Genomic DNA, 12,449 nt, shown 5'->3' with positions numbered 1-12,449 from the left:
CTTCCCTTGATTTTCTAATTCCCATCTAAAACAGTTATTAGATTTTAATACATCACAGGGAATTTTAAAAGCCCTCTTTTCTTCTTTGTGCACGAAGTTCAATCCTCTTCTCGGCACCCTGCCACTCAGCCCGCTCAGTTTCGGTGCGCACATTAAGACCGTAGGGAACTGTCGTCGGTCTTCCGTCCTCATCTACGCAAACCTCGGTGAGATATGCTCTGTTAACCACATGTCTCATGCCTGTCCTGAGATCCTCAACATAGGTATCTACACGGACCTCCATAGAGGTGCGGCCTACGTGAGTAATTCTTCCTATAAGAACAACGATATCGTTAAGCTTGATCTCCTGTTTGAACTGCATGTTATCGATTGCAGCAGTAGTTACGGGTGTTCCTGCGTGCCGCAGTGCAACGGTTCCCGCCACCTGGTCGATCCAGCTCATAAGCTCTCCGCCAAAGAGTCTGTCGTAGCCGTTGATCTCATTGTACTGAACAACTCTGGTCCACTCGGTAACCGACTCCTCTACATTTTTACTTGCTATCTGGTGATCTACATGAAAAACACGATTATTCATAACAAGCCTCCGTATGTATAATATTCCCCTCATCCGTCAGCTTCGCTGACACCTTCCCCCAATGGGAAGGCTTTATAGTAAATATTATAACATAACTTGCTATGTGATTACTTAAGACTTAAAACCATTTCTGCGGTTTCAAGAAGAGATGTTCCGGAATCCATGGAACACTTCTGAAGATATTTGTGTGCTTCGGGCTCAGTCATGTTGTGGCGCTCCATAAGGATAGCCTTGGCGCTGTCGATAACCTTCTGGTCCTCGCTGCTCCTGAACCTGCGCTTGTCTTTTATTTTCTTGCGTCTAAGCTGCACGCCCTCAATCATCATCGTAAGGGTTGAATAGAGGTCATCCTTTTTCAGGGGAGTTGGCAGATAGACGATATTTTCATACGCGTGAAGTCCAAGTTCATCCGCTTTCGCAGGGCTTGCCACCAGAAGCATCTTGAAATACGCAGACATATCCTCTGAAAGCTCGGTGCACAGCATGTCGCCCAGCCTTGAGCCGCAAATGACCACGCCGCTACCAAGGTTCTCCATTGCTGTGAGAGCCTGAGCACCGGTCTGGCATACGTAAGCGATTTCAAAACCGCCACGCATCAATATGCTTTTGAAATTCTGCGCATCCGTCTGCTTTGCGAATGCAACGATGATGTTTTGCAAATTGGTACTTCCTTAAAAAAGTTTATTACTGCTTATTCAAATATTCCCTGATTTCCCACTGGGTTACACAGGTGCGGAAGCTCTTCCACTCGCTGCGCTTGGCATCGAGATATCTGTTGAAAACAGCTTCGCCAAGTACCTTCTTTACAAATTTATCCTTCTGATAGCTTTCGATAGCTTCTCCGAGAGTCTCGGGAAGGGTGGAAAGCCTGGTTTTTCTGAGTTCCTCATCGGTCTTATTTTTCAGGTTGACCTTGAGCTCTGCAGGAGGTGTGAGCTCTTTCTTAATTCCATCCATACCCGCTGCCAGTATAAGCGCCAGCGCAAGGTAAGGATTGCAGGCAGCATCCGGGTTTCTAAGCTCAATTCTCGCATTTTTTCCTGTCATTGAAGGAATTCTGATGAGCGCACTCCTGTTGGTTGAAGATGATGACCAGGACACATTTACAGGTGCATCATACCCGGGTACAAGTCTCTTATATGAATTTACAAGAGGATTGGTAACCAGAGTTATTCCACAGATATGGTCAAGGACACCCGCAATAAAATGATTGGCCATGTCCGAAAGCTTTCCGTCCTTTCCGGCGAAAAGGTCGTTACCATCCTCATCCTCACAAAGGATATTGATATGCATACCGGAACCATTCACACCTTCCTTGGGCTTGGGCATAAAAGTGGCATAGAGTCCGTGACGCTTTGCGATGGTTTTGACCGCCATCTTGAAGGTCATGATCATATCTGCCATTCTTGCAGCATCATCCTCGGTGAAATCAATCTCATGCTGGGCAGGTGAAATTTCATGATGAGATGTCGTTATATTAAAATCGAGTTCCTCAAGGTTCATGATAATATCACGGCGCACATTCTCACCCTGATCTGCGGGAGCAAGGTCAAAATAGCCGGCATTCTCATGCGTTCTTGTCGTGGGCTGTCCCTCATCGTCAAGATCAAAAAGGAAAAACTCAAGCTCGGGATCTGCCTTGAAGATAAGTCCCATATCCTTAGCTTCATCAAGGACTCTCTTTAATATTGATCTTGAATCACCTGAAAAAGGCTTTCTGTCTGCGGTATAGACGTCGCAGAACATTCTGGCAACTTTTCCGCTCTGAGGTCTCCAGGGATAAATCTGGAAGCTGTCAAGATCGGGGTAGAGATACATATCGCTCTCAAGGTCTTCAAACTGGTCTCCTGCCAATCCCGTAAAGCCCTCTATTGCAGAACCGTCAAACATGCAGTCGTTGTTAAGTGCGCTCTCCAGCTGCCCGGCGGTTATCGCGATGTTCTTGGGAGTTCCGAAAATGTCGCAGAACTGAAGTCTGATAAAAGCAACATCCTCTTCCTTGACTATTCTAAAGATATCCTTCTTGGTTAGATTACCCATGTCGTCCTCTTTCTGCGCCTTAATATGCGGCGGCGCTGCCGCGTGTATATAAAACTAAAGGCAAAGACACTTATCCCACTGGAATGGCGCCTTTGCCTTTTGTCTACGATAACAGAAAACACAAGCTAACGTCAATCATTTTTGTACGTTTTATTTTCATCTGCGCTTCTTAGACAAAAACTTTGCAAGCTCTGTTTTGATGTTCTTACTGTTATAATGTTCTTCTCTCTTATCCGTCCCTATCGGAATCTCCTTATAAGCTCGGGGAAGAGTCACATTATCACCCTCGAAAGGATGAATTACTCCCGTCTCATCGCCGCAGATTATCGCGCCGTCGCAGAATGCCGAAAGTTCCAAAAGCTGTCCCTCACTGGGGTTTGCACCGGCAAAGCCCGCAAGGCACATGCAGAATTTCTCCCTCACTCCGCTGTAAGCAGATGCCGTATTTATGGGCTTTTCATTGACAAAACTGTCCGCATACTTCTGCAAAACTCCCTCGCTCTCAGAAGGATATTTCTTACTTTGTATTCCATAGGTTCCGTAGGGATTAAGATTAAGGTGCTGTCCTTCTCCGTCAGTCAAAAGTCTTCCGGGACATATAGCAAGACCTCCCAGAACAGTCCTCGGAATTCCTATAAGTATTCCGGAGAGAGCTCCCTTTGCTCCCACAATACCTGCGGTCATCTGATGATTAAAGGATGCGATATTCTCATTTCCGGGAACCGATTTTCCGAAAACAGAAACCGGATAATCACCCACGATTCCGTTAAAGCTTCTCCTTATTACCGACACACCCGCACGATACTGCGGCGAAATCTGAAGCGGTGCGATCTCCTCCAAAAATGCCTCTCCCACACCCTCAAGACTGGGATAGGTAACATCCATATGAAGAAGAATTCCGTCAATACCTTTAAGCGCTGCAGTTTTTATAATCTGAAGTTCATACCTTCCGGGAGCTGATTCGCCGCCTGCGTGAACCGTTCCGGAAATCGTAACTCCCATGCCTTCTCCGGCAAGCTCGGCGTCCTTGATCTCTTCGCAGGTAAACTCGGAAACAGTTCCTCCGCTTTTCACAAAGGAAGAAAGAAACTGGTTATCGCCGATTCTCTCATCATCGTAAAATACTTCGCGAATGTGACCCTTCGTAGCTCCCATGCCGCTTATCACAATCCTAAGTTTTTGATCCGGGCTTGATATAACATAGCTGTCGCGCTCACCACCTGAGGTAAGAGTCTTTGCTCTTGTTACCCCCTGTGCACTGTTTATCTCCGCGATACGATTAGCAACAGCCTGCCTCCTGCCATCATCGGGACTTGGCGGCGGTGCTGCTTTAAGTTTTCCCTGCGCCTCCAGAAGCCTCTTCATGGCACCCTCTGCATGGAAAACCGGATGATCCTCAGGTTTTAATTCAATAAGAGGCTTGTGCGGCTCCTTCGGAATATCCGAGCGATCGAAGTGATAGTATATCTTATATGTCCCTTGTGCCTCTGCAAACCGCATCACCACAAAGGCGGAATTAACATATCCATTCTCCTTGCTCATTTCTACAGCAGTATAGGATCTTATCTGACACTCATCACACTCCAGAACAAGTGTCCCGATTTTTGGACACTGACCGCTGTCGATCAAAAGCTGAAAACTGACAACGCGCTGTCCCTTAGGATTCATAATGATGAAGGAATTCCTCTCCTCATCATCTTTTCTTCTTGAATAAAGATGCTTACCGATTGCACTGTTGTTGAGCCTTTGGCGGCCACTGGTTCGCATGGACATCTCTTTTTCGTTTATGGCTTTTCTCTCAATCTTCTGAATCTCGACGGAGAGTCTGTCCATCTCGGCGAATCTGTCCTTGGCGGGAGCCGGTGAAAAGAGGCCAAATTCCGAAGCCGACAAAAGTTTTATCCTCTGTGCCAAAGTATCGGAAACTCTCTCATGGCTGTATACTCTACTGCCCATACGGGCTCTTTCGATTCTGGTCCAGATAAGTCTGTCATAGGGAAGTTCACTGTAGGCAGAAAAGTCTCCACTTGTTCCTCCTGCCAAGTCTCCCGCAAAAGAAATCTCCGACACCGGAGCATGCTCCTTAAGATATCCTGTCGGTGTGTTATAGGCTATGTAATCAAATTTCCTCAGAGCTTTTATAAATCCGGAAAGTCCCTCTGTCCCCGATGACTTTCTGAAAATATTTCTGATCTCCATATCTTCCCACCAGGGACTTCTGACATCTGCTCCGACAAGAACAAAAACATCACCGTCTATCTCGCCCGATAACTGCTTATTATGCAGGGAATCAAGGAATTTTTTCAGTGATCCCTCCTCAAGAAAATCAGCGGGAGTATAGTAGGGAAGCACAGTTATTGAATTGTTCCCGTGTCTGTAGGTTGCGGGATTATATTTTACATAGGTATTTTTTCTAAGATCTTTAGTGACTGTGGAAAGCGCATTAGGCCCCACATTGCTGTTGCCAAGAAGCACAGCTTCGATTCCTGCTTTTTTAAGTCTTCCGATTATCGCAGGTGAAAACAAATCACCCTCCGGGCGAAGAACATTTGAAGTTTCTCCAAGCTCGTTTGATTTATAGTGAAGCGCAAAGCTCAGCTCTTTTCCGGTCATTCCCGCAAACAGTCCTGCGTGCTTCCCGGAAAAAAGAAGTTCATCTCCCCTTTCACGAAGCCTAGTCTTCACACCATCTATTACATCAGGTCCAAGCGAGGGCAAAATCCGCCCAAGCGTGTAATCGTTCTCAAAATCCCACGCTGCGCGCACCGGCTGTCCTTCATTATTTGCTTTTGCTAAAATATCGAGAATATCGCGAATCCGTGCAAGGTCACGCCCAAAGCCCCTGTCATCATTTGTATCACCGAGCCCTGCATGATAAAAATTCACATGAAAAAGAAATCCGAAATGGATCCTGTGATTCGTCCCCATAAAAAAATCCCCCAAGCAAGTATTATATGAAAATTATACTAGATTTTGGGGGAGTAGTAAAATGGGAAATAGCTGTTTTTTCTATAATATCATTCTGTTTTAAGTGTTTTGAACAGTTCTTCATAATCGAATCCGAACTCACTCCGAATAGTTTTGGGAACCGGATTCCCGGTCCTTTTCAAATAGTTTATGAACTCCTCCGGCCAAATATCCCTGAAATCGCATATGGAATCAAATAAAATGGCATCAGTTGTCTCTTCGACTTCCTGATCGGCATAAGCATCCAGATTGGGTTCTACAAAACTGGCATACAATGCCTCTACTATGTATTTCTTGCCCTCTAAATCAGATAATTCATGCGCAGCAATAAAACTCTGCAGCGCAGAATCATACTCATGCTTATCATATGCTTCAAATGCATTCTTAATGTATTCTTCCCGAGTCATATTGTCTCCAATCTTATCAAGCACCTTATATACATATTTTACCGTCGAAGGCACCCTTTTCCACTTGACATCTGTTAAATTACGCCTTATTCTATAATGCGCTACAAAGAAATACGAGTGTTAAATCCTTCCCACTCGAAATCGGTCGGTATTTTGACCACTAAACCCTAAAGGAGAGAAAAATGAAAAACAATAACGTATTATTTATCACTCAGGCAGCGATGATTGCTGCTATCTATGCTGTGTTAACGGCGATGATTCAGCCGTTCGACCTTGCAAGCGGTGCTATTCAGTTCCGCGTTTCCGAAGCACTTTGTGTACTTCCCTTTTTCACACCCGCTGCAGTACCCGGAGTTATAATTGGGTGCTTTATCAGTAACATTTTTGCAGGTGCAGGAGTGTGGGATATCGTTTTAGGTACATTTGCAACAGCTATTGCGGCTTTTGCTTCCTACAAGCTTAAGGATCACAGATTCCTTGTGACACTTCCTCCGGTTATTTCAAATATGGTAATCGTTCCTTTCATTCTTATTCTGTGCGGTATGGTTCCCGCAACAGTGGCTTCATATTTGTTCACTGCATTTACAGTTGCTATCGGAGAGGTTCTTGCATGTGTTGTACTTGGATCCGTTCTTATCTCAGCACTTTTACCCGTAAGAAACGTTATCTTTGGAAAAGCAGCTGACTACAACAGCAATACTGCTGCTTGAAAGCATCGTAAAACATCAAATCAAAAGAAGGATACTTCAGCAAAATAAGGCTGGATATGATAAAAAGGACACCTCAGAGGAAAAGGTGTCCTTTTATTTTTTATGGCTATATTATCGGCACAACCGAATCGCTTATCTAAGCAAGCTTTGCCAGATCGATCTGATGGACTGCTCCGGCTTCTCCCGTCGACTCTCTAAGGAAAATGCCGCTCGACTTAAACTGTGCATTCACTGCAAAATCCGATCCTTGGGATGTGAACTTTGTTTCCGCATTTCCAAGAAAAATTGCTCCGACATCAGCTTCCTTAAGAGTCATAAGTGAGTCCTTTCCATCCTCACCTCTGCACCAGACTCTCAGTTTTTCATATATCGCATCGTTCTCATCAATCCAGCCGTTGTTATCACTGTCAAACTCCGAAAGTTCCATAAAGCCGTCACCGCTTTTTGCACCAAAGAGTTCGCTTCCGTCACCAATTACGCCATCACCGTTTCTGTCATATGCAAGGAATCCGCTCCCGGGGCCTATGCTCTTTACTTCATCCAAGGTTCCGTCACAGTCCAGATCAAATGTGAAGGTCTGATCCGAAATCTCCGTAACACCGCTTCCCACATTGATCACAAGCGGATCGATAAGCTGTGCAGGTCTGATCTGAGTGATACCAACCGCCTCCGTAAACTGCCTGGTCATGCTGATCCCTACCCCGAAGCTGATCTCTCTTCCGTCTTCGGTCCTGGCAATCCCCTGCGCTGAAAAGGCAGTATATTCTTCCTGCGTGTGGACATAAGTTGCAGTGGATACACTCATCCACTGATAGGATCCGCCGCCCATCCGGCTGCTCAGCTCCCTCATGTACTCCTGCATCTTGCTCCTTCCACCGCCTCCTGTCTGTCCGTAAAGAATCTGCATGATGTTCAGAAGTCTTTCCATTATCTGCATTCTTATGTTTTCTATCTCGGATACTTTCGAATAATTTGGACTCTCACCTGTAATTGCAAAGCCACCGTCCGCATTGTAATTTGTAAACAATTCTTCTTTTTCACCCGAGAGTCTTGAAGCTTCCGACGACATCAAGGCTTTCTTAAATTCCGACGCCGTATCTCCAATCGTCTGTCCGGTCGTCAAAGCATTCTGCCTTGTAAAAGAGTAGTTTTCCGTGTACCTCCTTTCTGAAACAAGGTTGACTGTACTTCCCGTAATCCTCATAAGCACTACCTCCAAGCAATAACGCGCATCCTTGCTCTTGTGAATATGTTTTGCGCCGCTTTCGCGCTACAAAAAATAACCGGGCATACCTGTCGGTCTGCCCGGTTCATTATCCAAATAGCTCCGCTACTTTGGACTCAAAATATATTTCGGATTATTCTGATATTTCTTTAGAGTATTCTATTTACGAAGATTATATAGCGTTATAAAATATTTATATGAAACTAAGTGATGTGATGAAAGATTCAAAAATTAAAATTCATGCGACCATCAACGGGCACGGAATCCTTCTTATTACCAAGGCTGAAGTGGGTGTTCGGGATGGTCTTCTTGTGGACTCACTGACCTATTTTGATGAGGATCTTACATTCGCCGAGCCTTCCAAGGTTGTAGCCGTAAACAAAAGAGACGGACGTTCCTACGAGTTTACTTCAAGCCGCATCGGGCCTGTAGAGACGCGCTATGGCAAATTCCATCTGATCAGGTGTACTGAGGATGGTAAAATCATCAACCGCAGACAGGCTGAGCGCTACGATATCGACAGACTGGGCGTCATCAGAATCGGCGACAGCAAAGATATCAGAAACGCCCTCGTTTATGATATTTCCATGAAGGGCATCGCCTTTATCCTCGACACCAATACTACGGCCAAGGTCGGAGATCACATCATCGCATCCTTCCGATACGATCCCAATTATTTTCATTTCTATGCCTGTGAAGCGACAGTTGTCCGCGTTTTCACTTTGAACGGACAGCCCGCTGTCGGTTGCACTCTCGATGCTATGGGAGCCGACCTTGTAACTCTTATCAGCAGCAAGAAAAAAGAAAAACTCGGAATCGGTGTTGACGACATTCTCGGTATCGCAGATTCTCCCGATGAAAAAATCGCATCCGGTGACAAGATACCTGTTAATTATGTACCTCAGCTCGCAGTCTCTGAAGAATACGAGCGTCAAAAGCATGCAAATAAGTGGGAACTTCCCGAAAAGAAGAAAGAAGTCGCACCTGCGCCTACGCCTGAGCCTCAGCCCGAACCTGAGGATGCAGAATATCTTACTCCGGAGGAGGCTGCCGATCTCATTCCCGAGAGAAGCGTGGAGGATATACTTCAGGCAAGAGCCGAGCGAGTCGCAGATATTGAAGACTTGACTGATATTCGCGACATCAGCGAAATTGTATCCGCTGAAGATCTCGCAGAACTTGCATCTATCGAGGACAGAACTCCGGGGAAGAAACAAGGCTCAAAGCCTGCTTCCAAGCGGCCTGCCACTACTGCAGAAGAAAATGCTCTGAGGGAAAAAACTTCAGGCGATACTGCTCCGGTAAAAGATGCCTATCAGGAAGAACTTGATTCCATAGAAGACAGAACTCCCCGAAAGGGTGCCGGAGTTAAGAATACAGTTTCCAGAAAAACAAGGAAAACCGATGCCGCTACGGCAAAGAAAAGTTCTGCTGAAACAGTTAAGAAAACAAAAAAAAAGCCTCTTCATGATCTCTCGGAACTTGATTACATGGAAGAGGCTCCCGTCAGAGCAAAGAGAAGACAGCTTGAAGAACTGACGGCACTCGAAAGCTCTGCTTTCAAACCATCCAAAAAAGCAAAAAAGGAAATCGACTTTATATCCTCAGTGGTAAGCAGTGAGGAAGGTCTTGCTGCGCGCCTTGCAAATAAGGCAGCTTCAGGGTCTGCAAAAAGGCCTGCACGTTCATCCGCTTCCGGCGGCAACACACGTCGTTCATCCGTTTCCGATGTACCTGCTGCAAAGAGACCCAAGGTCTCCTCTGCTCCTGTCGCACCGGCTGAACACCAGGCAAAATTTGTCGATGCCTACCAGAGTTCCATGGGTTCAGGCTCGAAATCCACAAGAACAAGTACTGACAGCGCCAAGGCTTCTTCAACAAAAACCACGGGTCGAAACTCGCTCAGAGAAAATCGAGAAACAAACTCTGCACCTAAGCGCCGCGGATATCTTGTCGAAAACCGTCAGGCTGACGAATCTGCAAAGAGACAAAACGCCCATGATACCGGTTATTTCCCGGAGGACTACGACGGCTACTTCAATCAGAACGGCAACTCCGTCGATGAAGGCCTCTTCTCTCCAAACAAGAACGATGGCTTCTTAACTCCCGAACAAATCGCCGACATCATCGAACTCGAGCGAATAAGTAAGAACGAATAGTTCCACCTCATCAGTCAGCCTTCGGCTGCCAGCTTCCCCTCAAGGGGAAGCCTTTTTTTACCCCATCTCGGCGAGTTTCATCTTTTGTTTGGCAACATACATGCGGGCGTCTGCGCGCTTGAAAACCGATTCCACATTCGCGTCGGTCTCGGGATCGTACTTCACCATACCTTTTGCGATATTGATCTTCTCCCACTCATTTACAGTCTCTAAATTGTGGCGCTCAGCCTCCACATCAAAATCACGAAGAAGCTTGTAGCAATTATCGTAGTCATCTCCCTGAAGAATTACAACAAACTCATCTCCGCCAATTCTGAAAACAGGACTTCCCTTGAAAATCCTACAGGTAAGACGGCAGGCATTCTGAAGATAAATATTGCCCCTCTCGTGACCGTAAGTATCATTTATCTTCTTAAGATTGTTTGCATCAAAAACAACTATACCGTATTCCTTCTCGCCGCCCTGTGAATCCAGCTTGGATGCGGCATCATCATATGCCGTCTTGTTCTTTACGCCCGTCAGAGAATCGTGATAAGCAAGTGAATTCAGATCGTCGATGTGATGCTTCAAGTGATGAACCATCTTCTCCATGGCATGAACAAGATCTCCTACCTCATCGCTGGTCTCTTTAGGGAAAGTCACCTCGAGTTTACCATCATTGATCTCTCTTGCAACCTGAGCAAGAGTCTTAAGAGGCCCTGTAATCCTGCGGCTAACCATAATAGTAAGGAACAGGAATGTGAACAGAACGATGATCGTTGATATAATAACTCTTCTTGTAAGGTTATTACTCATCGCGAGTATCTCACTTCGAGGCGCTGTTATGATAAGTCTCATTCCATTAACAAGACTGCTGTAGGAGAGCAGTTTTCTCATATCTCCGAGATAATAATCAACCAGCTCATCTCCGCTGCTCTCGGCTTCAAAAGACATAATACCTCTAAGGTTCATCTCTTCCATAACAGTTCCGGGATCAAAATTGGGATTGTAATATACATCACCCTTATCATTTGCAAGGCATGCATATCCGGTATCATAGCACTTGATAGCCTTAACGGTATCAACAAGAGTATAATAATCTATATCCATTCCGGCTATACCGACAAGCACACCGTTTTCATACAAAGGAACAACATAGGATATAAGATCCTTGTCGATATTTTCATTATGATAAGGTTCAAGCCATGTGGGTACTCCGTTTTCAACCGGTATGTACCACCAGTTTACACGGCCCATATCGTCCTTATCGTAAGCCTTGATATCTGTAGGCTCGGTCATCTCAAATTCATCATCAAGGGAATCTCTTCTGTAAAAGAGCCCGCTCGTAGGCGGCATGATATCAGGATTAAACCTGACATAATAAGAAACTATTCCCGGAACGTTCTCCGCGATATTAGAAAAAAGATTGGACAGCTGAACAGTGTAGCTGTCTCTGTATGCCTGATCTCCGGCAAGTTTTTCGACTGAAAAAAGGCGTTCAACCGCATAATCAGCCAGGATATTAACAGCCTCCTCCGTATTTAAGAGGACTCTGTTAATTGTATCTGCCTCCTTTTCACAGGTAAGATGCAGAATTTGAGCCGAATTGTACTCACCCGCTTGTCGCAAAGTGAAAATTGCGGTTCCACCTACAATAAGAGCTACCATAAGAATTGCTATAGTTGTAAGAAGCGTGATTTTTTCCTGAATAGATTTCATTTTTCCCTCATTTTGTTACTGTCTCTTATAAAGACAATAAAAACTGCCAGCATTATCAGTATCAAGAAAATATACATAACCAATTCAAGTGAATAAGAATTCATAAATGAGTAAGGCGAATCTGCCTTTGCCGCATCCTCGTCCTCGATTTCAACAATCTCTTCATCCTCTGAGACGACAGACTCGCTCTCCTCGGATTCTGCTTCATCTTCCTCAGCATCTCTCTTAGCGCCGAGAACCGCTTCCTTCTCGCTGATTCTGAGGGTCCCAGGTCTAAGCTCAACATTGACGAATTTCTCGGTCACGTTAAGTCCGCTCGGATCGAATATAGCATAATCAGTAACTATGTTGTTGTTCTCCTGATTTTCCTCAGGATATGTAATGCTCCCTTCTGCGACTGCTTTGTAGGTATATCCCGGTGGAAGCCCCTGTGCCGTGACATCAATCTGTTCCGTAAGCGGAGTACCGTCAAAAAGCTTCTCCGCACTCGGAGCCGTAAAAATCACCTTGTTATTGTAAACACCCTGAAACTGGGCATTTCCCTTCAGTCCGCAGAATGGGGACTGAATAAGCACGCAGAGAACAATGCAGACTCTCAAGTACGTGGATATCCTGCTTCCCAGACTGTATTTTTTCATCTCCCCATCACCTTTCGCTCCTAGTCAGAGC

General features: G+C 45.4%; 10 protein-coding genes. 2 read left to right on the top strand and 8 right to left on the bottom strand.

The features are described from left to right. Positions 1–64 precede the first annotated feature (64 nt). From BMW61_RS02765 to BMW61_RS02745, 5 genes are all read right to left on the bottom strand, one after another. Entirely contained in the window at positions 65–574 is a 510-nt protein-coding gene (locus tag BMW61_RS02765) for an acyl-CoA thioesterase (protein ID WP_022760800.1), read from the bottom strand. A gap of 107 nt (positions 575–681) precedes the next feature. Beyond that, entirely contained in the window at positions 682–1,233 is a 552-nt protein-coding gene (locus BMW61_RS02760) for an ANTAR domain-containing response regulator (protein WP_022760799.1), read from the bottom strand. A 25-nt stretch (positions 1,234–1,258) separates the two neighbouring features. Continuing rightward, the gene (gene glnA, locus BMW61_RS02755) at positions 1,259–2,614 is read right to left on the bottom strand and encodes a type I glutamate--ammonia ligase (RefSeq protein WP_091819702.1); all 1,356 of its coding nucleotides are present in this window, start codon (positions 2,612–2,614) and stop codon (positions 1,259–1,261) included. A 156-nt stretch (positions 2,615–2,770) separates the two neighbouring features. Next, a complete protein-coding gene (locus tag BMW61_RS02750) occupies positions 2,771–5,542 on the bottom strand; it encodes a hypothetical protein (RefSeq protein WP_091819701.1) in 2,772 nt (923 codons plus the stop codon). Between the two features lie 89 nt (positions 5,543–5,631). Next, positions 5,632–5,988 carry a hypothetical protein gene (locus BMW61_RS02745; RefSeq protein ID WP_139176176.1) on the bottom strand — a complete coding sequence of 119 codons (357 nt, stop codon included), beginning with the start codon at positions 5,986–5,988 and terminating at the stop codon, positions 5,632–5,634. A 182-nt stretch (positions 5,989–6,170) separates the two neighbouring features. On the opposite strand from BMW61_RS02745, the gene BMW61_RS02740 reads away from it, so the two are divergent. Continuing rightward, complete coding sequence (locus BMW61_RS02740; RefSeq protein WP_022760795.1) at positions 6,171–6,698, top strand: QueT transporter family protein; 528 nt, start codon at positions 6,171–6,173, stop codon at positions 6,696–6,698. Positions 6,699–6,834: 136 nt separating this feature from the next. Here BMW61_RS02740 and BMW61_RS02735 read toward each other — a convergent pair whose 3' ends face one another. Continuing rightward, entirely contained in the window at positions 6,835–7,902 is a 1,068-nt protein-coding gene (locus tag BMW61_RS02735; RefSeq protein ID WP_022760794.1) for a hypothetical protein, read from the bottom strand. Positions 7,903–8,138: 236 nt separating this feature from the next. Between BMW61_RS02735 and BMW61_RS02730 the strand changes: the two genes are divergently transcribed. After that, positions 8,139–10,082: a PilZ domain-containing protein gene (locus tag BMW61_RS02730; protein WP_175475075.1), complete on the top strand. Its 1,944-nt coding sequence runs from the start codon at positions 8,139–8,141 to the stop codon at positions 10,080–10,082. Between the two features lie 57 nt (positions 10,083–10,139). Here the strand turns inward: BMW61_RS02730 and BMW61_RS02725 are convergent, their stop codons facing one another. Both BMW61_RS02725 and BMW61_RS02720 read right to left on the bottom strand, forming a co-directional pair. After that, positions 10,140–11,780: a sensor domain-containing diguanylate cyclase gene (locus BMW61_RS02725; RefSeq protein WP_091819696.1), complete on the bottom strand. Its 1,641-nt coding sequence runs from the start codon at positions 11,778–11,780 to the stop codon at positions 10,140–10,142. Continuing rightward, complete coding sequence (locus BMW61_RS02720) at positions 11,777–12,418, bottom strand: hypothetical protein (protein ID WP_022760791.1); 642 nt, start codon at positions 12,416–12,418, stop codon at positions 11,777–11,779. The genes BMW61_RS02725 and BMW61_RS02720 overlap by 4 nt, the downstream gene beginning before the upstream one ends. Positions 12,419–12,449: the final 31 nt, after the last annotated feature.

This window comes from Butyrivibrio sp. ob235, assembly GCF_900109475.1.
In the GTDB taxonomy this organism is placed as follows: Bacteria; Bacillota; Clostridia; order Lachnospirales; family Lachnospiraceae; genus Butyrivibrio.
The sequence above is the reverse complement of the archived record's forward strand: the minus strand, read 5'-3'. Positions and strand labels throughout refer to the sequence as shown.

What these genes read in the sequence shown, in the direction of transcription:
- BMW61_RS02725 (WP_091819696.1), bottom strand. Translation starts at nt 11,780, where the DNA reads ATGAAATCTATTCAGGAAAAAATCACGCTTCTTACAACTATAGCAATT.
- BMW61_RS02740 (WP_022760795.1), top strand. Translation starts at nt 6,171, where the DNA reads ATGAAAAACAATAACGTATTATTTATCACTCAGGCAGCGATGATTGCT.
- BMW61_RS02730 (WP_175475075.1), top strand. Translation starts at nt 8,139, where the DNA reads ATGAAAGATTCAAAAATTAAAATTCATGCGACCATCAACGGGCACGGA.
- BMW61_RS02735 (WP_022760794.1), bottom strand. Translation starts at nt 7,902, where the DNA reads ATGAGGATTACGGGAAGTACAGTCAACCTTGTTTCAGAAAGGAGGTAC.
- BMW61_RS02765 (WP_022760800.1), bottom strand. Translation starts at nt 574, where the DNA reads ATGAATAATCGTGTTTTTCATGTAGATCACCAGATAGCAAGTAAAAAT.
- BMW61_RS02720 (WP_022760791.1), bottom strand. Translation starts at nt 12,418, where the DNA reads ATGAAAAAATACAGTCTGGGAAGCAGGATATCCACGTACTTGAGAGTC.
- BMW61_RS02750 (WP_091819701.1), bottom strand. Translation starts at nt 5,542, where the DNA reads ATGGGGACGAATCACAGGATCCATTTCGGATTTCTTTTTCATGTGAAT.
- glnA (WP_091819702.1), bottom strand. Translation starts at nt 2,614, where the DNA reads ATGGGTAATCTAACCAAGAAGGATATCTTTAGAATAGTCAAGGAAGAG.
- BMW61_RS02745 (WP_139176176.1), bottom strand. Translation starts at nt 5,988, where the DNA reads ATGACTCGGGAAGAATACATTAAGAATGCATTTGAAGCATATGATAAG.